This is a genomic window from Streptomyces sp. NPDC055103 (genome assembly GCF_053607625.1).
In genome coordinates this window covers 18538-37865 of sequence record NZ_JBSGTX010000012.1, presented here as the reverse complement: position 1 = coordinate 37865, position 19328 = coordinate 18538, and the positions used below count along the sequence as shown (strand labels likewise).

Sequence of the window (19328 nt, the reverse complement as noted above, 5' to 3'; positions counted from 1 at the left end):
TCCGTGTCTGGCCTCCTTGCGGCCGTGGGCGACGAGGTCGTGTGCGAGCGCGGAGCGATCCGGCCGCAGTCGTCCATCACGCGGCCGCGGACATCGTGCCCAGGGGCGGTCCGCGGCGTCCTGCGCTGCACACCCGCCGACGAATTCGAGGACACCAATCCCGCGAAAGGCGGCGCATTCCCGCATGCATCCCGCCATGCGGCGTCGCATCACCGGAGGGGCTGTACCGCCGCCGTCAGTCCCGGCCGGCTGCGGAGCGCGCGTTGACCGGGTCAAGGTGCGCTCCGGCCGGTCAAGTGCGCTGGTCCCCAACTGGTCCCCAAAAACGAGTCAGAGGCCGTTTCAGATCTCTCTGAAACGGCCCCTGATCTGCGACTCTTTCGAGTCGGGACGACAGGATTTGAACCTGCGACCCCTTGACCCCCAGTCAAGTGCGCTACCAAGCTGCGCCACGTCCCGATGCCCGTCTGACCTGGGGTTTCCCCTGGCTGGACGCGCACCAGAACAATACCGCACTTTGCGCGGTGGTCACGAACCCTTTCCGGCGCCCGGGCGAGGGCGCACGCCGGGGGCGTGACGCTCACTCTCCGTAACGCCTCCGTACGCCCTCCCGTGCGCCCGTACGCCTGTGGCGGGGCCCCCTGGAGTAGGGAGGGCGGGGGCGAGGCCCGTGTTCTCGGGGCGGGGGCGGTGTCGGTCAGGTTCCGGAATGCCGCTCCTATGGTGACGAAGGGGCTCATGTGGTGACCTCGGGAGGCTCATCGCCATATGCCCCCGGATCCGATGCCTTTGGCATGTGGCAGAAACATGACCACGGGGAATGGACTCCGGATCGGCGTAAGGGGGCCAACACCACACGAAACACAGTCACATCCAATCGTCAACAGCTCCTGTTTCGGACAAAAGTCGTGGCGATATTGCTCCGTCCCGGAAAGATCAACACCATGAAGAGGTCGGCCTGTTCGGGACGGGACCACTGCCGATGCACCACCTGCCCGGTCGACCAGGCCGGCAGGCGTTTCGCAGGGGAGGACTCGAATGGACGGCTACTTCAGCAGTCGACTGCATCATCAGCTCAGGGAGACGGTCCGGGACTTCGCAGAGCGTGAGGTTCGGCCACGGATAGCCGAGATGGAAGCATCCCGGACGGTGCACCACGAGCTCTCCCGGCTCATCGCCGAGCAGGGCTGGCTGGGCGCGACAATCAGCCAGGAGTACGGCGGCATGGGCGCCGGCCACCTGGCCAAAACCATCATCATCGAGGAGCTCTCCCGGGTCAGCGGGGCCATGGGCGCCATGGTCCAGGCGTCGCAGCTGGGCACCGCCAAGATCGTGCACTTCGGCAGCGACGAGCAGCGCAAGACCTGGCTTCCGGCCGTCGCAGCGGGTGAGTGCCTGCCGACCATCGCGGTCACCGAACCGGAGTCCGGCGGTCACGTCCTCGGCATGAGCGCCAGCGCGGTCCGGGACGGCGACGACTACATCCTCAACGGCAGCAAGGTCTACGTCGGCAACAGCCACGTCGGCGACCTGCACGGCGTCGTGGTCAGGACCGGTCCCGGCTCGAAGGGACTCACCGCCTTCCTGGTCGAATCCGATCGCCCAGGGTTCAGGACCGGTCCGCAACAGCCTGCGATGGGACTCCACGGCTTCAGTTTCGGCGAGCTGATCTTCGAGAACTGCCGCGTCCCGGCCGCCAACCGCCTCGGCGACGAGGGCGACGGCCTCTCCGTCGCGTACTCCTCCAGCGTCCTGTACGGGCGGGCCAACCTCACCGCCGTGTCGCTCGGCATCCACCAGGCGATCCTGGAGGAGACGACCCGGTTCGCCTCCGAGCGCATCCGCTACGGCAAGCCGCTCCACGACCTGCCCACGGTGAAGCTGAAGCTGGGGCAGATGCAGTCCCGGCTGATGACGGCCCGGCTCTCCGCTTACCACGCCGTGCACCTGCTCGACCAAGGCATGTCCTGCGACGCCGAGCTGATGAACGCGAAGCTCGTCAACGTCGAGTCGGCGATCGACTCCGGCCGCAACGCCATGGAGATCCACGCCGCCGCCGGTCTGTTCACGGACCGGGCCATCGAGCGGTACCTCCGGGACGCGCACCACATCTTCGCCCCGGCCGGCACGTCCGACGTCCAGCTCCTGCGGCTGGCCGAGGTCGCCCTCGGCCAGGACAAGGGAAGTTGGTCGGAGCGGCTCTCCGATCTGGTCCGCACCCCGGAGCTCGAACCGGCGCACGCCTGACCGCACAACCCCGACCGCACCCGCCCGACCCAACACGCCTGACCGAACACGCCTGACCCAGCACGGATACGGCCGGGGCCCCGGTACGGCGACACACGCCGTACCGGGGCCCCGGCCGTCCTCCCGGCGGTGCCGGTCAGAACATGCCGCCCTCGCGGCGGTGGATCTGCTCCATCAGCTCCGCCGCCATGGCCTTGATGGTCTCCAGGCCGGCGCGCCCCCACGGCCGGACGTCGGTGTCGACCACGCAGATGGTGCCCAGCGCGACACCGGTACGGTCGATCAGCGGCGCTCCCATGTAGGAGCGGATCCCGATCTCGTCCACGACGGGGTTCCCCGCGAAGCGCGGGTAGTCGCAGACGTCCTCCAGGACGAGCGCCTTGCGCCGCACGACGACGTGCGGGCAGTAGCCGTGGTCCCGGTCCATGTAACGGCCGACGCCACCGGAGCCCGCGGCGGCCGCGCCCAGGTCGCTGCCCGAGTGGGTGCCCTCCGGGGTGTGCAGCCCCGCGAAGAACTGCCGGTTCTCGTCGATGAAGTTGACCATGGAGAACGGAGCCCCGGTCACGTCCGCGAGCCGGTGGGCGAACTCGTCGAACGCCGGGTCCGGACGCTCCCCGAGCCCGAGTTCGCGGAGCCGCTGCACGCGCGCGGGCGCGTCCTTGTCGATGGGTGTCAGCAGGAGATGACCGGTCGGGTCGTAGGTCATGGCGTGGCTCCGAAGCTCGGCACGGCGGCCGGGATGGTGGTGAGCAGATGCTGGACGAGGGTCAGCAGGGTACGGATGCCGGAGCTGGAGATCCGGGCGTCGCACACGACGACCGGCACCTCCGGCTTGAGGTCGAGCGCGGCCCGTACCTCGTCCGGCTCGTAGCGGTAGGCGCCGTCGAACTCGTTGACCGCCACGACGAACTGGATGCCCCGCCGCTCGAAGAAGTCCACGGCGGAGAAACACTCCTGGAGCCTGCGGGTGTCGGCGAGGACGACCGCACCGAGCGCTCCCTCGGAGAGCTCGTCCCACATGAACCAGAAGCGCTCCTGCCCGGGGGTGCCGAACAGATAGAGCACATGGCGGTCGTCGAGCGTCATGCGTCCGAAGTCCATGGCCACGGTGGTCGTGGTCTTGGACTCCACGCCCTCCAGGCTGTCGGTGGCCGCGCTGACCGAGGTCAGCAGCTCCTCGGTGCTGAGCGGTTCGATCTCGCTGACCGCGCCCACGAAGGTCGTCTTGCCCACGCCGAACCCACCCGCCACGAGGATCTTGAGCGCGGTGGGGAAGGGGTCGGTCGCGGAACTCTCGTGGCGCTCAGAGCCGTTGTCGTAGGCCATCGAGCACTGCCTCCAGCAAGGAACGGTCGGTTGGGGTGGCGTGGAACCGGGGGGCCCTGGCGGTGAGCGCCCCACAGTCCACGAGGTCGGAGAGCAGGACCTTGGTGACGACGGCCGGCAGCCGTAAGTGCGCCGCGATCTCGGCCACCGAGGTGGGCCCGTCGCACAGCCCGAGGGCCAGGCTGTGCTCGGGGCCCATGTGGGCCTGCGGGATCGAACCGGTCGCCATCACCATCGAAAGCAGGTCCAGCGTGGTGCTGGGCTTGGTCCGGCCGCCGCTCACGGTGTACGGCCGGATCAGCCGGCCTGCCGCGTCGTCGAGCCAGGGCCCTTCCTGATGGGACGTCATGTTCACTGCCCGATGCCACCGGCCGCGCCGGCCGTCTGACGGGCCGGCGTGATCAGGTACGGCCGGACGCTCTTGACGAGCATCGCCATCTCGTAGCCGAGGACGGCGGCGTCGGCCTCGCGCCCGGCGAGGACGGCCAGGCAGGTGCCCGAGCCCGCGGTGGAGACGAACAGGAGGGTGGAGTCGAGCTCCACGACCACCTGGCGGACCTCGCCGCCGTCCCCGAAGCGCGCGCCCGCGCTCCGGCCGAGCGAGTACAGACCTGAGGCCAGGGCCGCCATGTGGTCGGCGGCGTCGGGGTCGAGGCCGTGGACGGATTTCACGAGGCCGTCGGAGGAGAGCAGAACGGCGTTGCGGGTGTACGGGACCCGCTGGACCAGTCCGCTCAGCAGCCAGTCGAGATCCGAGGAATGGCCGTTCGGCACATTGCTCGCCATGGTGCATCTACTCCTTGTGCGCGTCGCCTGGACGCAGCGGTTCGTGGGGGGCGGGCTGGGATTCGGCGAGGCCGATTCCGCGCTGGAACGCGGCCATCAGACCGGGGTCGTGCAGGGCGTGCTCCTCGGGCTTGCGGGCCGCCGGCTCGTCGCGCAGCTGCGGGACGAGGTGCTCCTGGGCGCGCCGCTTCGGGAGGAGGGGCCGGCCGGTGGGCTCGGCCCTGGAGGACGTGGGCGCGGGGGGCAGCAGGGGGGCCTGGTGCCCGGCGCCGGCCGACTGTGCCGGTATCGCGGGGGTGGGACCGGCGTCCGGGTGGCCGTTGAGGTGGCCGCCCGGATGCGTGCTCGTACGGGAGTACGCGAGCGGGTCGGACAGCGAGGTCTCCTCGTGGCGGGCGGCGGCCCGCTCCGGGGAAGGCGCGGACACGGCCGTCGGCGCGGAGGCCTGGGCGTGCGCCGGCATCCGGTCGGTGGCCGGGACCGAGTGGCGGCCCTCGTAGTGGCCTTCGTGCCGGTCGGAGTGGTGGACGGCGGCGTGGGCCGGGACCTCGGTGTGGGCCGGGACCTGGACCGGCGCCGGAGCGTGCACCGGCTCGGGGGCGTGGACCGGCTCCTGCGTCGGGGGCTGGGGCTGGATCTGCACCTGGTTGGGCGGGACCGCCGGGGAGCCGACGGCCGCGGCGGCCTGGCGCTCGTGCTGTGCCAGGCCCTCGGGGTCGGCGCCGAGGAGGCCCTGCGGCAGCACGAGGACGGCCTGGACGCCGCCGTAGATGTTCGACTGGAGCCGTACGGCGATGCCGTGCCGGCGCGCGAGCGCCGAGACGACGAAGAGGCCGATGCGGCCGTCCTGGAGCAGATGCGCGACGTTGACCTGATCGGGATCGGAGAGCAGGGCGTTCATCTTGTTCTGCTCGGTGACGGGCATGCCCAGTCCGCGGTCCTCGACCTCGATCGCCAGGCCGGCCGTGACGTACTGGGCGCGCAGCAGCACCGTGGTGTGCGGGGCGGAGAACAGCGTCGCGTTCTCGACGAGTTCGGCGAGGAGGTGGATGACGTCGGCCACGGCATGGCCCCGGAGCGTACCGTCGATCGGCGGGACGAGCTTCACCCGCGGGTACTGCTCGACCTCGGCGATCGAGGAGCGGAGCACCTCGGTCATGGTGACCGGGTTCGACCACTGGCGGCGGGAGATAGCGCCACCGAGCACGGCGAGGTTCTCGGCGTGCCGGCGGATGCGGGTCGCCAGGTGGTCGACGTGGAACAGGCCCTTGAGCAGCTCCGGGTCCTCGACCTCGTTCTCCAGCTCGTCGAGGAGCTGGATCTCGCGGTGGACGAGGGACTGCAGGCGCCGGGCGAGGTTGACGAAGACCTCGACCTTCTGTTCGTTGCCGACGCTGCTGGAGAGTCGGGACGCCTGTACGACGGCTGCCACGGCGGCCTCGTGCGAGCGGTTCAACTCCTGGGACAGCAGGTCGAACTCGTCACCGGTCGCGGGGCCGGACGGCATCGCGGGGCGGGGCGGGAGCCCCTCTCCCCTGCGCAGCTGCTCGACGACCGTACGCAGTTCGCTCTGACCGCGGGCGCTGGAGCGGCGCAGGGCGTTGCAGCGGTCCAGGACCGCCTTGGCGGCCCGGTCGGCACCGAGCGCCGCGGCGGTCACGGAGGCGACGGTGAGGGCGGCCGCGCCGGTCAGCGCGGCCCAGAGGCCGGGCGTGGGGCTGGCTCCCGTGGAGCGGATGGTGAAGAGGACGGCCGCCGCGCCGCCCAGTGCCACCGCGACGGCGGGGAGCACGGAGGTGCGCAGGAGTTGGGGGCGTATGCGGGCTTCCGTCGGGAGCGGCGCGGACGGCTGCGCCGGGGGGGTACTGGGGGTGCCGGGGGTGCCGGGGGCTGAGCGGGCGCCCGACCGGCCGTGCCGCCCGCCCTCGCGTCGATCGGACCGCGAGGCGGGTGCGCGAAGTTGAGACATGAGTGTCCTTGGTACGTGCCCAGGAATCGGCGTACTGCGGGGAACAGGGGGACTGGAAGGGTGGGCTGAGGGGGTGCTTCAGACGGTCGTACAGGGGTGGTGCGGAGGTGTCGGGCAGGGGTGTCGTGCCGGGGGTGTCGAACAGGGGGTACTGCGAGGTGCGATGAGCCTACCGATGATCACCAACCACACACTGTAGTCGTCAACCGTTCATGTGCGGTGCGCAGTTGGCAAACTTACCCGTAGAGCGGCCCGGTCTGGTATCGCCCTTCGCACGACAGGCCGAGAACCACATGGCCGAAAGTCGACGCCTCACCGCCGTCGGGCCGTGGCGCGGCGGGAACGGAAGAGGGCGGAGGCGCTCGCACGCCCCCCGCCCTCTGCGAAAATCGTTCCCCACCGGAATCCCCCGGAGGAGGCGGGGACCGGCCGGTCCGCTCACGCACCACGTCACGGACGCGCCCTCCGGCGCCCCTCGGCCGGCGCCCGCGCCGGAGTCCCCAGGCGCCCGACCGGTACCCGGATTCACGTTCGCACCGCATACCGGGAAGCTCCACCCGTGACCGTCGGTAAGACCGGAACCTTCCCAGCCACCCACCAGGGGCGGGCGACAGGCTGCGCGGCCGGGGGGCGTCAGCTCGGCTCGTCGTAGACCACGGACCAGGGCCGGGGTGGCCCGTCCGGTGGGCGGGGGCCGTCGTCGCGGCGCAGGATCGCCGTGCGGTCGCGGGCGAACACGGCGGCCGCGAGCTCCGCGAAGTGAGGAGCCGCGGGGTGGGCGGACCGGCCGGCGGGCCAGGCCCCCGTCGTCCGCTGGACCAGGGGCCGGCCCGCCAGCGGCCGCCAGACGACACGGGGCTCCTTGCGGGCGACCGGCCCCTGGTCGAAGGCGACGCCGTGACCCGCGTGGACGAGGGCCAGCAGGAACTCGGGGTTGGAGGCATGCCGGAGCCGGCCGGGCACGAAGCCCTCGGCGCGGCAGGTGTCGAGGACCCGGTCGTACCAGCCGGGGGCCTGGGCGCGGGGGAAGAGCACGAGGTCGTGGCCGGACAGATCGGCGAGCGCGACCTCGGGGAGCCGGGCCAGCGGTGAGGTACGGGGCAGGACGACGCCGAGTTCCGCGCACACCTCCGGGCCGAGGTGGAGTCCGGTGTCGTCCACGGGCTGGTGGACGAGGCCGACGTCGAGTCCACCCGAGGCGAGCAGTCGCAGCTGTTCCTCGGTGGTGATCTCCTGGAGATCGACGGTCAGGCCCGGGGAGTGCTCCGCGCAGGCCGAGAGCAGCGTGGACAGCATGGCGACCGTCGTGTCGGGCGGAACGCCCGCGCGCAGGGCGCCCAGGCCGCCGTCCCCGGCCCGGCGGGCCAGCGTTCGTAACCGCTCCTCACGGGCCAGGAGTTCGCGGGCCTCGTCCAGCAGCACCATGCCTGCGGCGGTCAGCCTGACCTGGCGGTGCGATCGGTCGAACAGTTCGGCGCCGAGCTCCTTCTCCAGTCTGCGTACCGCCTGACTGAGGGGTGGCTGGGCCATGCCAAGCTGGTCGGCGGCCCGGCTGAAGTGCAGCTCGTCGGCGACGACGACGAAGATGCGCAGGTGGCGGAGGAGATCCACAGCCAGGGACCTTACGTGAGGGGTGAACCGATGGTCGAGGAGCGGATCCGCGAGGTCTTCGCGGGGGCGGGTGCGGAGGGGTTGCTGCACGCCGTCCCGGTGGACGGAGGGCCGGAGGCCGAGGAGACGGCCGTCGGCGCGGGGGCGGGCAAGGCGGACGTGGCCGGCGCCGCTTGGGCAGACAACGCGGACGTGGCCGTCGGCCCCGGAACGGGCAACGCCGAGGTGGCCGTCGGTGCGGACGAGCCCGTCGTGATCGCCTCGGTCTTCAAGGTGCTGCTGGTCCTGGAGTTCGCCCGGCAGGTGGCCGCCGGTCAGCTCGATCCCCGTGAGCGGGTGCGGGTCACGGCGGCCGACCGGCTCGGCGGCTGGGGCACCGCCGGCTGCGCGGACGACGTCGATCTGTCGCTGCGCGATCTGGCGTTCTTCGCGATGTCGGTGAGTGACAACTCGGCCGCGGATCTGCTCCTCGCCCGGGTCGGCCTGGACACGGTGCGTCTCCTCGCCGGGGAGCTCGGGCTGGCCCGTACCCGGATCATGGGTGGTCCCCGCGATGTACTGGACTCGATGCTCGCCGAGGTCGGCGCACGGGACGAGGCGGAGTTCGCGCGCCGGTACCCGGCTCTGCCGGACGATCGCAAGAGACGGCTGAGCGTGCTGGATCCGCGACGGACCAACGCCTCCACGCCCCGTGAGATCACCCGGCTGCTGCGCATGGTCTGGCGTGACGAGGCGGGTCCGCCGGAAGCCTGTGCTCAGGTGCGGGAACTGATGGGCCGCCAGATCTTCCGCCACCGGCTGGTGTCGGGGTTCCCCGACGAGGTGACGGTCGCGGCGAAGACCGGAACCCTGCCCGGGCTGCACATGGAGGCGGGTGTCGTCCGGTATCCCGACGGCGGTCGCTACGCGGTGTCCGTCTTCGCCACTACGCGGGAGCTGACCGCCTCGCGTACGGCGGTGGACTCGGCGATCGGCGCAGCGGCCAGGATCGCCGTGGACTTTCTCCGCGGTAGAGGCCTCTGACGTGCACTCATACGCATCCGCATATGAGGATTCCCTGATTTTGATCTTGGACGGCGGAGGTCGCGTCCTGATCTCCTGACGCCATGAACGACGACACAGACGCACAGCGCCCGAAGCGGCGCGTCCAGGGATTCGGCCGGCGTACGGTGCTGCGCGGCGCCGTGCTCGGCGCGGCCACCCCCTTGCTCCCCGCCACCGCCTCCGCGGCCACCGCATCCGACACGGTCACCACCGGGTCCTCGACGGCCGCTTCGGCCTCCTTCCGCTGGCTGGGCACCTCCGGCTGGCGCATCGACGTCGACGGCCGGACGGTGCTCTTCGACCCGTACGTCACCCGGTTCAAGACCGGTCTGTTCGACGGGGGCTTCAGGCCGGACACACAGCTGGAGTCCGACCCCGATCTCGTACGGGAGCACATAGGGAACCCCGAGATCGTTCTGGTCAGCCACTCCCACTGGGATCACATCGCGGATGTGCCCCACATCGCCAGGTCCACCGGCGCCCGGGTCGTCGGCACGGAGACCACGTTCCATCTCCTGGTCGGGTTCGGCGTCGACCCGGGACAGATCTCGGTGGTGAAGGGCGGCGAGGTACTGGACTTCGGCGGGATCACCGTCGAGGTCGTGTCGAGCCTGCACAGCCGGAACAAGCGGCACTCCTACTTCGCCCCGGGCACGCTGAACGCGCCGCCCGCGGCGGCCCCGAGCACCATCTCCGACCTGCCGGAGGGCGACACCCTCGCCTTCCAGGTGACGGCGGGGAGCGGCGGCCCTTCGGCGTTCCTGATGGGCGCCAGCGACTTCTCCGAGCGGGCCGTGCGGGGGCTGAGCCCCGACCTCGCGATGGTCGCGGTGCCGTCCAGCGCCGCCACCTCCCGCTACGTGCCCCGGCTGCTGCGGGCACTGGACCATCCCGGCGTCGTCGTGCCCGTCCACTGGGACAACTTCGAGGAGCCGCTGAGCGAGCCCCCGCGCCGCGACCCGGCGATGGACCTGGACGGATTCGTCACCCAGGTCCACCAGGAGTCCCCGACGAGCCGGATCGTCGTCCCGGACTACCGCACCACGTACGGCGGCGACATGCGGCCGAGACTCTGACCGAGGGGTCCGGGGACGTCCCGACGCCGCGCGCGGTGGTGGCGTAGTGCGGACCCGTCGCCGTCCGGGCCGCTCCGGACGGCGCGGGGACCGCGTAGGCGCATGCGGAGCTTCGCCGTGTCCGAGGCGATGCGGAAATCCGCGGTCAGGGCGCTCTCCAGGCCCAGGCCGATCGCGTATCCGTCGATCGCGGCGACCAGCGGTTTGTTCACACCGAGACAGGAGACGAAGAGGTCAGCCGGAGAATTCCCGTGTCAGAGCTGAACCCCATCGGATTCCGCACTTTCGTCGCGAATCTCGGCGTCAAGGACGATTCCAGGGACTTCTCGGTGGTGGCGTCCGAGCACCCGTGTACCGCTGCGGCGGTGTTCACCCAGTCCCGGTTCGCCGGGCCGAGCGTGCTGCTCAGCCGCGAGCACGTGGCCGAGGGCGCGGCCCGCGCCGTCGTCACCGTCTCGGAGAACGCCAACGTGGCCAACGGCGAGCGCGGGCGGCGGGACGCCGAGGAGGTGGTCGCGGAGGACTTGACCAGGCAGGTGGCCCGGGACGGTGAGGGTGCCACCAAGCTGATCGAGGTGGTGGTCGACGAGGCACGGGACGAGGCCCAGGCCCGCCGGGTCGCCAAGGCGATCGTCAACTCGCCGCTGGTGAAGACCGCCGTGCACGGCTCCGACCCGAGCTGGGGCCGGATCGCGATGGCCGTCGGCAAGTGCAAGGACGGCACCGGCATCGACCCGGACCAGGTGGTGATCCACTTCGGTGATCTGGAGGTCTACCCCGAGGCCGCGCCGGACCTGGAGCGGCTGACCGGGATCATGGCCGCCGACGAGGTGCTCATCCACGTCTCGCTGGTCACCGGCACCGCACGGGCCAGGGTCTGGGGCTGCGACCTGAGCGACGGCTACGTCCGGATCAACGCCGACTACACCACCTGACGGCCCGTTCAACGCCGACCACCCCCCTCACGGCCCGTCGACGCCTGACCGCCCCGGCTCCGGCACGCCGGAGCCGGGGCGGTGCGCGGTAGCCGCCCGCAGCACACGATCACGCCCTTCAGCGGGAAGACGCTCCGGCATCCGGACGGCCTCGGCGAGTCACCCCCCGGCCGACGTCACCGCTCGCCCGCGAGGTCGAGGTCGTCGCTCCGCGTCTCGGCCGCGATCTCGGTACGCGGGGGGCGGCGCCACGGACGTGCGATCGGTCCGGACACGGACCGCCACCACGGCTCCCCGGGCACCTTCCCCGCAGGCTCGAACGGCTCACCGGGCCTGGGGAACGCCACCGCCTGGCCGGCCTCCGCGGCCGCGTCGCCCGTCCACTCCCCCGGCTCGGCCCACGCGTGCGGGGCGAGGTTGAACGTGCCCCAGTGGATCGGCAGCATCACACCGGCCGCCGCGCCCCCCTGGAGGTCCAGATGGGCCCGCATGCCCTCCTCCGGAGTCATGTGGATGTCGGTCCAGAACTCCGAGTAGGCGCCGATCTGGATCATGGTGGCGTCGAAGGGGCCGTGCGCGGCGCCGATCTCCTTGAATCCGGAGAAGTAGCCGGTGTCCCCGCTGTGGAAGATCCGGTGTTCGGGGCCCTGGACGGCCCAGGACGCCCAGAGCGTGTGCTGGCGGTTGCGGATGCCCCGGCCGCAGAAGTGGCGGGCCGGGGTGGCCGTGAGCCGCAGCCCGCCGATCTCGGCGGACTCGGTCCAGTCCAGCTCGCGGAGGCGGGACGGGGCCACACCCCAGCGCTCCAGGTGCGCGCCGACGCCGAGCGGCACCGCGAAGACGGTCTCGGTGGCGGCGAGCGCCTTGATCGTCGGCAGGTCGAGGTGGTCGTAGTGGTCGTGCGAGATCACGACGACGTCGACCGGCCCGAGCGCGGCGAGGGGCGCGGGCACGGGGTGGAGCCGCTTGGGACCGGCGAAGGGGAACGGCGAGCAGCGGTCTCCCCAGACCGGGTCGAAGAGGACCCGGCACCCGTCGATCTCGGCGAGGACGCCGGAGTGCCCCATCCAGGTGAGGCGCAGGCCGGTGACCGGCGCCTTGGCCAGGTCCGCGACGGTGGTGGGATGGACGGGGATCGTGCCGGTGGGGGCTCGGCGCGCGCGCCCTTCCTTCTCGAAGTAGATCTTGGCGAACTCCAGCGTGGAGCCCGAGGGCCCGCGGCGGGCCGGTTCGGGGTTCTGGAAGATCCCGTCCGCGAAGTTCGGCGAACGGCGGATACGGGCGAGGCGCTCGCCCGCGGGGTCCGCGCCGAAGGACTCGGGGCGCAGCGCGCGCAGCCGGGTGCGTGGCGAACGGTCGGAGCCGGTACCGGTCACAGGACCTCCTGATCTCTGGGGGTCGTTCCATTATGGGCGGCCCGCGCCGCGGACGGTCGGGGAGACCGGTCATACTGAACCGTTGTTCAGTAAAAAACCCTCCTGAGGAGACCCCCGCGATGAGCCCCACCCCCTTGCTGTCCGTCGACTGGACCGATCACGTGACCGGCCGCCGCGGCCATCTGGTCGTCGACAGGCTGGTGCGCGGGGTGGCCAGCGGCGGGCTGCGGATGCGCGAGGGGTGCACGGTCGCCGAGGTCACCGGGCTCGCCCGCGGCATGACCATGAAGGAGGCCCTGCACTACGACCCCGAGGCCCGGTACGTCCCGCTGGGCGGCGCCAAGGGCGGCATCGACTGCGACCCCCGCTCCCCCGAGGCGTACGGCGTCCTCGTGCGCTACCTGCGGGCCATGCGGCCGTACATCGAGCGGTTCTGGACCACCGGGGAGGACCTCGGGCTCACCCAGGACCTGGTGGACCGGGCCGCGGCCGAGGCCGGTCTCGTCTCCTCCGTGCAGGCCGTGTACCCGCTCCTGGAGGACGAGGCGACGGCCCGGAAGCGGCTCTCCGACGCGTTCGCGATCGAGGTGGACGGCATCGGGCTCGACGAACTGGTGGGCGGCCTGGGAGTGGCCGAATCCGTACTCGTCGCCCTCGACCGGGCCGGGCGGGAGCACGCCGGGACCCGGGTGTCGGTGCAGGGGCTCGGCACGATGGGCGGGGCCACCGCCCGCTTCCTGGCCCGGGCCGGGCTGCGCGTGGTGGCGGTCGCCGACGTCCGGGGCACGATCGTGAACCCCGACGGCCTCGACGTCGAGTCCCTGCTCGCCGCCCGCGACGCCCATGGCGCGGTCGACCGCGCGGCCCTGCGGCCCGGCGACCGGGAGGAGCCCCGGGACGCCTGGCTCGCGGTCGACGCGGAGGTCCTGGTCCCGGCGGCCGTCTCGTACGCGATCGACGCCGGGAACCAGGGACGGATCACGGCCCGCTGGATCGCGGAGGCGGCCAACATGCCGGTGCTCCCGGAGGCCGAGGAGGCCCTCGCGGCGCGCGGGGTGACCGTGCTGCCCGATGTCGTCGTGAACTCGTGCACGAACGCCTGGTGGTGGTGGACGCTCTTCGGTGACATCGAGGCCGACGCCGATCAGGCCTTCGCCCGGGTACGCCGGTCCATGCGGGAGCTGGTGGGCGGCATGCTCGACCGGGCGGCGGCGGACGGCACCGGCCCGCGCGCCGCGGCGCACGCGCTGGTCGAGGAGCGGCTGCCGGTGATCGCCGAGCGCTACGGCTGGTACTGACCAGGCCAGGCCGCCCGTCCCTCGCCCCCAGGCGCGCGGTCGGCCCGTCGGCCCGTCGGCGATCATGCCCTTGTCATGTGCTGTGTAGGCTGCCCGTCGTGGCGAGAGTGCGGTTGAGCGTGGCGGAGCGGCGTGAGGAGCTGCTGCGGGCCGCCGTCGAACAGATCGAGGCCCGGGGCGTCCCGGCCGTCCGGATCTCCGACGTGGCCTCGGCGCTCGGGGTGAGCAACGCCCTGGTGCTCTATCACTTCTCGACCAAGGAACAGCTGGTCGCGGCCGCCTTCTCGCACGCGGCCGAGGGTGATCTCGCCCGTCTGCGCCAGTTGCTCGGACGCCGCTCCACGGCGGTGCGTCGGCTGCGCGCGGCCGTGCGCTGGTACGCCCCGACCGGGCGGGCCAAGGGCTGGCGACTATGGATCGAGGGATGGGCCGCCTCGCTGCGCGATCCCGAGCTGCGCGGGGTCGCCGCCTCGCTGGACCGGGAGTGGAAGGCGGAGCTGGCCCGGGTGATGGCGGAGGGGGCCGCGGCCGGCGAGTTCCGCTGCGCGGATCCGACCGCGGCGGCCTGGCGGCTCACCGCGTTCCTCGACGGGCTCGCGGTACAGACGACGGCGTACGCCGGCTCCCTGTCGCGCGCCACGCTGCTGCGGTGGGCGAACGCCGCCCTGGACCGGGAGCTGGGCCTGCCCGAGGAGCCCCGTGACGGCGAGCGGGACGGAGCGCCGGCGCCGACCGGCCTCTAGCGCGTGTCCTGTCGGCCCGCGCGCGGCGGAGGGACCGGTCCCGGCGGCGCCGTCGGTCGCCGTGACCGCAGTGGCTGGGCTCTCCTCGTCAGATCAGTTCGAAGACCGCAGAGACGGTGACCTGCTCCTCGATCTCGCCGGGTGCCAGCGGGACGCCCGGCTCGTCCGCGGGCATCGCGGGGACGGCGCCGGGGCCCGGACGCATCGAGTCGCCCTCGCTGAGCGAGACCAGCCGGCCGAGCCGGTGTCCGCTGAGCCGCGCGTGCTGCGAGGCCTTCTCGTACGCGTCCTGGAAGGCGGCCTCACGCGCCTTCACCCGCAGCGCCGACGGGTCGGCGACGTCGAAGACGACGCCGTTGATCCGGCCGGCGTCGCCGGTGGCGTCGTTGACGGCGCCGATGACCTGGCCGGTCCTGTCGAGGTCGCGGACCTTCACGGAGAACGACTGCCCGGCCTGGTAGCCGGTCACCTTGCTCTCCCCGTCGGTGTTCTGCGAGTACACCGGGGAGAGCGAGAGGCTGTCCGTCCGGATGTCGCGGTCCGCGATCCCCTCCGTGTGCAGCACGTCAAGGAGAGCCTGGGCGGCGGTGTTCTGCGCCGCCATCGCCTCCTTCGCCGTCTTGCGGGTGGCCTCGACCCCGACGGACAGGATCGCCAGATCCGGTGCGGCGGCCGCCCGGCCGCTCCCGGTGACCGAGACCGTGGCCGGCGCGGCCGACCGGGCGGCGGTGCGCAGGGAGGCCCGCTCGGGGGCCGCGGCCAGGGCGGGGGCGGCCGTGGCGACGAGCAGCCCGCCGAGCACGGCGGTGGCGGCGAGCAGACGGGCGGCGCGGGCCGTCGTCACAGCACGGGCCGTCGTCACAGCACGGGCCGTCGTCACAGCACGGGCCGTCGTCACAGCACGGGCCGTCGTCACAGCACGGGCGGTCGTCGTGGTGCGGGCATCCGTCGCGGTGCGGGCGATCCCGGCGGCACGAGCGGTACGAGCGGTGGTCGCGGTGCGGGCGGTCCGGGGCTGGCGGGTCGTCACAGGCGGTCCCTTCAGGGGTGGCTGCCGGGGCTCCGGCGCGCACATCCCAGCACCCTGCGCCGCCGCCTCCCGCACGCCACTCCTGACCGGCGGCCGCCTTCACCTCTCCGTACCAGCCGGGGCCCCGCCGCCGAGCCGCGCTCAGGTCTGGACGAGCGGCGCGTACGCGTCGGACTCCAGCCCGAAGGTCCAGGCCACGCCCTCCCGGGCAGTCCGGGTCGAGGGAGGCACGCGCAGCCAGTACGTGCGGTGGCTGCCGTCCGGTTCGGGGGTGGAGTTGACCACCTCGACCATCACCACGTCCTCGTCGTCGGCCAGTTCGACACGCCACAGGACACCCGTCTCGTCACGGTGCACGTGCCGGGCGTCCGAGTCGGCGAGGTAGCGGTCGTAGCCGTAGTACTCCAGCATCACGCGCCGCAGTTCGGCGTTCCGCTCCGCGCGTATCAGTTCGGGGGTGAGGTCGACGAGATCCGCCAGGAAGTCGGCGTCCACCGGCATGCCGCGCCAGGCGTGCAGGGCGAAGCCGTCGGGGTACGCGAGTGCCGGGCCGTCGCCCCGGTCGAGGCGCCCTGCCTCGTCCCGGTGGAGCTCCACCGGGCGCTCGCAGACCACGGCGACCTTCTCGTAGGGCCACCACCAGCCGGCGTGCTCCGCTACGGCGGCGAGCCCCGCGAGCCGCCCGCCCCGCCCGTCGAAGGCAGCCAGCCAGGCGGCGTCGTGCTGCCCGAGCACCGCGTCGAGCAGCACGAGCCGCACCGCGGTCGCCTCCCGCGCGGTCCCGTCGGTGACTCTTTCCGCGGCGGCCTCGGTCACCCCGGCCCGGATGCGGTCGGCGAGCGCCCGCGTGAGGTCCCAGAGCCCCGCGCCGGTCGCCTGCCAGTGCGCCGCCCAGCCCGCGGGACCGAGCGCGTCGTGGAGGCTTCGCCGCTCCTCGGCCCAGGGCCGGGTGCGGACCTCGTCCCGTACCGAACGGCCCGGGTCGGTGAGGCCCCGGACGAGCGCGACGGCCGCGAGCGGCGAGTCGGCCCAGAGCACGCGCGCGGGCTCGGCGAGCCCGGCCGTGCGGTAGGCGAGCCGTATCCCGGCCTCGGCGGCGGCGCGATCGGCCGGTCCGGTGGCCGCGGCGACGGCCCGCCACTTGTCCTGTGCGGTGGTGCGGTTCATGCCGGTGTCCCCCAAGTCCTCGTCCTTGCACATCTCGAGCCCCTCACGTCCGTCGGGCCGTCAGTCCGCGACGATCCGGAAGGCGCCGGGGACGTACTCGCGCTGCCGCACGACCCGGTACCAGCCCTTGGGCAGGGCTATCGGGGCGTGCTCCTCGTGCACCACCCGGCCGCCCTCGGGCAGTTCGAGCAGCAGCGGGCCGAGCGGGCCCGACTCCCGCACGAGCCGGCCGGGTCCGGGAATCGCGTGGGCGTGCCCGGTCACCTCGCCGAGGGCGAGGACGAGCCGGCCCCTGACGTCCCGCGGCTCCCCCGCCGCGGTCTTCGCGCGGGGCGGTACGGCCGCCTCCTCGACGGGCGCGATCAGCACGTCTCCCTGCCGGTACATGGCTCTCCCCTTCCCGTTCGGCCCGGTGCGACCGAACACGAGAACGACGCTAGGGGCAGGGTCTGACAATCGCCCCGAGCCCGGCCGAGCGGCCCCCGGCGAACGGCGTTGTCGGTGCCGCTTGGTAGAACTCTTCGCATCAGCCGATCAACGTCGTCCGTTGTCTGGAGCACCGTCATGACCATCGGGAATTACCAGAGCGAGTTCCACGGCCTTCCCGTGTTCGACTTCCCGGGCGCCCGCGCGGACGCCGACGGGGAGGCGGACGCGGCCGCGTCCACCCCGCTTCCCGACGCCGCCGCGGTCGCCTGGCGGATCTCCGCCCCGACGTACAGCGACCCCGGGGACGAGCACTGGGAGCCGCTCTTCGAGCGGTTCCTCAAGACGGTCGACCCGGAGCGGGTGCGTGCCCTGGTCGTCGGAGGCTGGGACGAGCCGTACGAGAACTCGTCCGCCCCCGTCGTCGCGGCGCTGATCGCCGCCCGTGACCGGCTCACGGACCTGCGGGCGGTGTTCCTCGGGGACATGACGTTCGAGGACTGCGAGATCTCGTGGATCATCCAGTCCGACGTGACGCCGCTGCTCGCCGCCTACCCGGCCCTGCGGGAGTTCGGGGTCCGCGGGGCCACGGAACTGGCCTTCCCGTCGATCCGTCACGACAGCCTGGAGACCCTGGTGGTCGAGTCCGGCGGCCTGCCGGCCGAGGTCGTGCGCGGGATCGTCGGCAGCGAGCTGCCCGCCCTGGAGAACCTGCGGATCTGGCTCGGCACCGACCAGTACGGCGGTGACAGCAACACCGAGGACCTCGCGCCCCTGCTCACCGGGACGGCCTTCCCCGCCCTGCGCAGCCTGGGCCTGTGCAACAGCGTCATCCAGGACGACGTCGCCGCGGCCGTGGCCGGCGCCCCGGTCGTCGCCAGGATCGAGCGCCTCGACCTCTCCATGGGCGTCCTCACCGACGAGGGTGCGACGGCCCTCCTCGACGGGCAGCCGCTGACCCACCTCACCCACCTCGACCTCTCCCACCACTACCTGTCGGAGGCCATGCGCGACCGGGTCCGCGGCGCGCTCGCCCCGCACGGCGTCACGGTCGTCCTCGACGACCCGCAGGAGGCGGAGGACGACGGCGACGGCGAGGTCTACCGTTACGTCGCGGTCGCCGAATGACCACCGCCCCGCGCCTCGTCGTCGTCGGTGATCCGGCGGGCCGCCGCGTCGCGTTCTTCCAGGACGCGCTGCGGGCCGCCGGGCTGCCCGGGGCGCGGGTGGTGTCCTGGCCGGACGTGCTGTGCGGCCGGGCCCGGTTCGCCGCCGGCGAGACCGTACGACTGGACTCGCCCGGCGAGGACGCGGAGGCCGACCGGCTGCTGCGCGGGGTCGACGACCCGGCGCGGGTCGAGGGCTCCGGCCGCTGGTACGCCCGGTTCACGGCCGCCGTCCCGGCGCTCTCGCAGGCCGTGGCGGAGGCGGGTGCGGCCCTGGTCGACGACCCCGGCGAGCTCGCGGTCCTGTTCGACAAGCGGCTGAGCCACGGCCGGCTTCGGGCGGCCGGCGTGCCGGTGCCCGAGTCGCCGACCTCCGGCCCCGCCGCCCCGGCCGTGGGCGGCTGGGCGGACCTCCGTTCGCTGCTCGACACGGCCGGGCTGCGCCGGGTGTTCGTGAAGCCGGCGCACGGCTCGTCCGCCTCGGGGGTGCTCGCGGTGGAGACGAACGGAGCGGGCAGGATCCAGGCGACCACCTCGGTGGAGCGCGTACCGGACGGCCGTCTCTTCAACTCCCTGCGGGTGCGGCGCTACACGAGCGAGCGGGAGATCGCCGCGATCGTGGACGCCCTCGCCCCCGACGGACTGCACGTCGAGCGCTGGCTGCCGAAGGCCACGCAGGACGGCCGCGCCGCCGATCTGCGGGTGGTGGTGATCGACGGCCGGGCCACCCATGCCGTCGTCCGCACCAGCCGCTCCCCCATGACCAATCTGCATCTGGGCGGCGCCCGGGGCGACCTGGCCGCCGCACGGGCCGCGATCGCCGCGGCCGGCGGGCGGTGGGAGGACGCGCTCGACGTGTGCGAGCGGGCCGCGGCCGCCTTCCCCGGCACCCGGTGCGTGGGCGTCGACCTGCTGCCCGCCACCGGCTGGCGCCGCTTCGCGGTGGGCGAGGTGAACGCCTTCGGCGATCTGCTGCCCGGGCTCACGGGCCTTCCGGGCCGCTGGGCGGAGGGCCTCGACACGTACGCGGCGCAGGTCGCCGCGCAGTTCCCCCGGGCCGGCCGCACCGACACCCGCCCCCCTCACGCGATCCCCCGCACCACAGGAACGAGCACCACGTGAACC

19 protein-coding genes and 1 tRNA gene are annotated in these 19328 nt (G+C 72.8%); 8 read left to right on the top strand and 12 right to left on the bottom strand.

Annotated elements, in window-relative coordinates:
- Positions 1-385: 385 nt before the first annotated feature.
- Positions 386-459: transfer RNA gene (locus tag ACWFR1_RS10580), tRNA-Pro, on the bottom strand.
- A 579-nt stretch (positions 460-1038) separates the two neighbouring features.
- On the opposite strand from ACWFR1_RS10580, the gene ACWFR1_RS10575 reads away from it, so the two are divergent.
- Entirely contained in the window at positions 1039-2247 is a 1209-nt protein-coding gene (locus tag ACWFR1_RS10575) for an acyl-CoA dehydrogenase family protein (protein ID WP_453548847.1), read from the top strand.
- 136 nt (positions 2248-2383) lie between these two features.
- Here the strand turns inward: ACWFR1_RS10575 and ACWFR1_RS10570 are convergent, their stop codons facing one another.
- The 6 genes from ACWFR1_RS10570 to ACWFR1_RS10545 form a co-directional block, all read right to left on the bottom strand.
- Entirely contained in the window at positions 2384-2956 is a 573-nt protein-coding gene (locus tag ACWFR1_RS10570; RefSeq protein ID WP_453548845.1) for a GAF domain-containing protein, read from the bottom strand.
- Complete coding sequence (locus ACWFR1_RS10565) at positions 2953-3576, bottom strand: GTP-binding protein (RefSeq protein ID WP_453548843.1); 624 nt, start codon at positions 3574-3576, stop codon at positions 2953-2955. Before ACWFR1_RS10565 ends, ACWFR1_RS10570 begins: the two co-directional genes overlap by 4 nt.
- Positions 3554-3925, bottom strand: a complete 372-nt coding sequence (locus ACWFR1_RS10560) for a DUF742 domain-containing protein (RefSeq protein WP_453548841.1) — start codon at positions 3923-3925, stop codon at positions 3554-3556. Before ACWFR1_RS10560 ends, ACWFR1_RS10565 begins: the two co-directional genes overlap by 23 nt.
- Before the next feature lie 2 nt (positions 3926-3927).
- A complete protein-coding gene (locus tag ACWFR1_RS10555) occupies positions 3928-4362 on the bottom strand; it encodes a roadblock/LC7 domain-containing protein (protein ID WP_453548839.1) in 435 nt (144 codons plus the stop codon).
- Between the two features lie 7 nt (positions 4363-4369).
- Entirely contained in the window at positions 4370-6331 is a 1962-nt protein-coding gene (locus ACWFR1_RS10550; RefSeq protein ID WP_453548837.1) for an ATP-binding protein, read from the bottom strand.
- 633 nt (positions 6332-6964) lie between these two features.
- Complete coding sequence (locus ACWFR1_RS10545) at positions 6965-7942, bottom strand: LysR family transcriptional regulator (RefSeq protein ID WP_453548834.1); 978 nt, start codon at positions 7940-7942, stop codon at positions 6965-6967.
- 30 nt (positions 7943-7972) lie between these two features.
- Between ACWFR1_RS10545 and ACWFR1_RS10540 the strand changes: the two genes are divergently transcribed.
- Positions 7973-8965, top strand: a complete 993-nt coding sequence (locus ACWFR1_RS10540; protein WP_453549001.1) for a serine hydrolase — start codon at positions 7973-7975, stop codon at positions 8963-8965.
- 83 nt (positions 8966-9048) lie between these two features.
- Positions 9049-10062, top strand: coding sequence for an MBL fold metallo-hydrolase (locus tag ACWFR1_RS10535; protein ID WP_453548832.1), 1014 nt, complete (start codon positions 9049-9051; stop codon positions 10060-10062).
- Here ACWFR1_RS10535 and ACWFR1_RS10530 read toward each other — a convergent pair.
- Entirely contained in the window at positions 10020-10274 is a 255-nt protein-coding gene (locus tag ACWFR1_RS10530; RefSeq protein ID WP_453548829.1) for an enoyl-CoA hydratase-related protein, read from the bottom strand. The genes ACWFR1_RS10535 and ACWFR1_RS10530 overlap by 43 nt on opposite strands.
- A 39-nt stretch (positions 10275-10313) precedes the next feature.
- Between ACWFR1_RS10530 and ACWFR1_RS10525 the strand changes: the two genes are divergently transcribed.
- Positions 10314-10997 carry a bifunctional ornithine acetyltransferase/N-acetylglutamate synthase gene (locus ACWFR1_RS10525; protein ID WP_453548827.1) on the top strand — a complete coding sequence of 228 codons (684 nt, stop codon included), beginning with the start codon at positions 10314-10316 and terminating at the stop codon, positions 10995-10997.
- A 176-nt stretch (positions 10998-11173) separates the two neighbouring features.
- On the opposite strand, the gene ACWFR1_RS10520 is transcribed toward ACWFR1_RS10525, so the two are convergent.
- Positions 11174-12373, bottom strand: a complete 1200-nt coding sequence (locus tag ACWFR1_RS10520; protein WP_453548825.1) for an MBL fold metallo-hydrolase — start codon at positions 12371-12373, stop codon at positions 11174-11176.
- A gap of 119 nt (positions 12374-12492) precedes the next feature.
- Between ACWFR1_RS10520 and ACWFR1_RS10515 the strand changes: the two genes are divergently transcribed.
- A complete protein-coding gene (locus ACWFR1_RS10515; RefSeq protein WP_453548823.1) occupies positions 12493-13671 on the top strand; it encodes a Glu/Leu/Phe/Val dehydrogenase dimerization domain-containing protein in 1179 nt (392 codons plus the stop codon).
- A 98-nt stretch (positions 13672-13769) separates the two neighbouring features.
- Entirely contained in the window at positions 13770-14414 is a 645-nt protein-coding gene (locus ACWFR1_RS10510; protein WP_453548820.1) for a TetR/AcrR family transcriptional regulator, read from the top strand.
- Between the two features lie 88 nt (positions 14415-14502).
- Here ACWFR1_RS10510 and ACWFR1_RS10505 read toward each other — a convergent pair whose 3' ends face one another.
- The 3 genes from ACWFR1_RS10505 to ACWFR1_RS10495 form a co-directional block, all read right to left on the bottom strand.
- Entirely contained in the window at positions 14503-15444 is a 942-nt protein-coding gene (locus ACWFR1_RS10505; RefSeq protein WP_453548818.1) for an SIMPL domain-containing protein, read from the bottom strand.
- Positions 15445-15585: 141 nt separating this feature from the next.
- Positions 15586-16644 (bottom strand): DUF6745 domain-containing protein, encoded by a 1059-nt coding sequence (locus tag ACWFR1_RS10500; protein ID WP_453548816.1) that lies wholly within the window; start codon positions 16642-16644, stop codon positions 15586-15588.
- A 27-nt stretch (positions 16645-16671) separates the two neighbouring features.
- On the bottom strand, positions 16672-16998 hold the full coding sequence (locus ACWFR1_RS10495; RefSeq protein ID WP_453548814.1) for a hypothetical protein: 327 nt from the start codon (positions 16996-16998) through the stop codon (positions 16672-16674).
- Positions 16999-17175: 177 nt separating this feature from the next.
- On the opposite strand from ACWFR1_RS10495, the gene ACWFR1_RS10490 reads away from it, so the two are divergent.
- Together ACWFR1_RS10490 and ACWFR1_RS10485 are read left to right on the top strand one after the other, a co-directional pair.
- Complete coding sequence (locus ACWFR1_RS10490; protein ID WP_453548812.1) at positions 17176-18165, top strand: STM4015 family protein; 990 nt, start codon at positions 17176-17178, stop codon at positions 18163-18165.
- Entirely contained in the window at positions 18162-19325 is a 1164-nt protein-coding gene (locus tag ACWFR1_RS10485) for an STM4014 family protein (RefSeq protein ID WP_453548810.1), read from the top strand. Before ACWFR1_RS10490 ends, ACWFR1_RS10485 begins: the two co-directional genes overlap by 4 nt.
- Positions 19326-19328 lie beyond the last annotated feature (3 nt).

Excerpts from the sequence above, each read along its gene's own strand:
- ACWFR1_RS10485 (WP_453548810.1), top strand. The coding sequence starts at position 18,162 with ATGACCACCGCCCCGCGCCTCGTCGTCGTCGGTGATCCGGCGGGCCGC.
- ACWFR1_RS10515 (WP_453548823.1), top strand. The coding sequence starts at position 12,493 with ATGAGCCCCACCCCCTTGCTGTCCGTCGACTGGACCGATCACGTGACC.
- ACWFR1_RS10535 (WP_453548832.1), top strand. The coding sequence starts at position 9,049 with ATGAACGACGACACAGACGCACAGCGCCCGAAGCGGCGCGTCCAGGGA.
- ACWFR1_RS10500 (WP_453548816.1), bottom strand. The coding sequence starts at position 16,644 with ATGTGCAAGGACGAGGACTTGGGGGACACCGGCATGAACCGCACCACC.
- ACWFR1_RS10560 (WP_453548841.1), bottom strand. The coding sequence starts at position 3,925 with ATGACGTCCCATCAGGAAGGGCCCTGGCTCGACGACGCGGCAGGCCGG.
- ACWFR1_RS10550 (WP_453548837.1), bottom strand. The coding sequence starts at position 6,331 with ATGTCTCAACTTCGCGCACCCGCCTCGCGGTCCGATCGACGCGAGGGC.
- ACWFR1_RS10565 (WP_453548843.1), bottom strand. The coding sequence starts at position 3,576 with ATGGCCTACGACAACGGCTCTGAGCGCCACGAGAGTTCCGCGACCGAC.
- ACWFR1_RS10555 (WP_453548839.1), bottom strand. The coding sequence starts at position 4,362 with ATGGCGAGCAATGTGCCGAACGGCCATTCCTCGGATCTCGACTGGCTG.
- ACWFR1_RS10495 (WP_453548814.1), bottom strand. The coding sequence starts at position 16,998 with ATGTACCGGCAGGGAGACGTGCTGATCGCGCCCGTCGAGGAGGCGGCC.
- ACWFR1_RS10570 (WP_453548845.1), bottom strand. The coding sequence starts at position 2,956 with ATGACCTACGACCCGACCGGTCATCTCCTGCTGACACCCATCGACAAG.
- ACWFR1_RS10575 (WP_453548847.1), top strand. The coding sequence starts at position 1,039 with ATGGACGGCTACTTCAGCAGTCGACTGCATCATCAGCTCAGGGAGACG.
- ACWFR1_RS10540 (WP_453549001.1), top strand. The coding sequence starts at position 7,973 with ATGGTCGAGGAGCGGATCCGCGAGGTCTTCGCGGGGGCGGGTGCGGAG.
- ACWFR1_RS10490 (WP_453548812.1), top strand. The coding sequence starts at position 17,176 with ATGACCATCGGGAATTACCAGAGCGAGTTCCACGGCCTTCCCGTGTTC.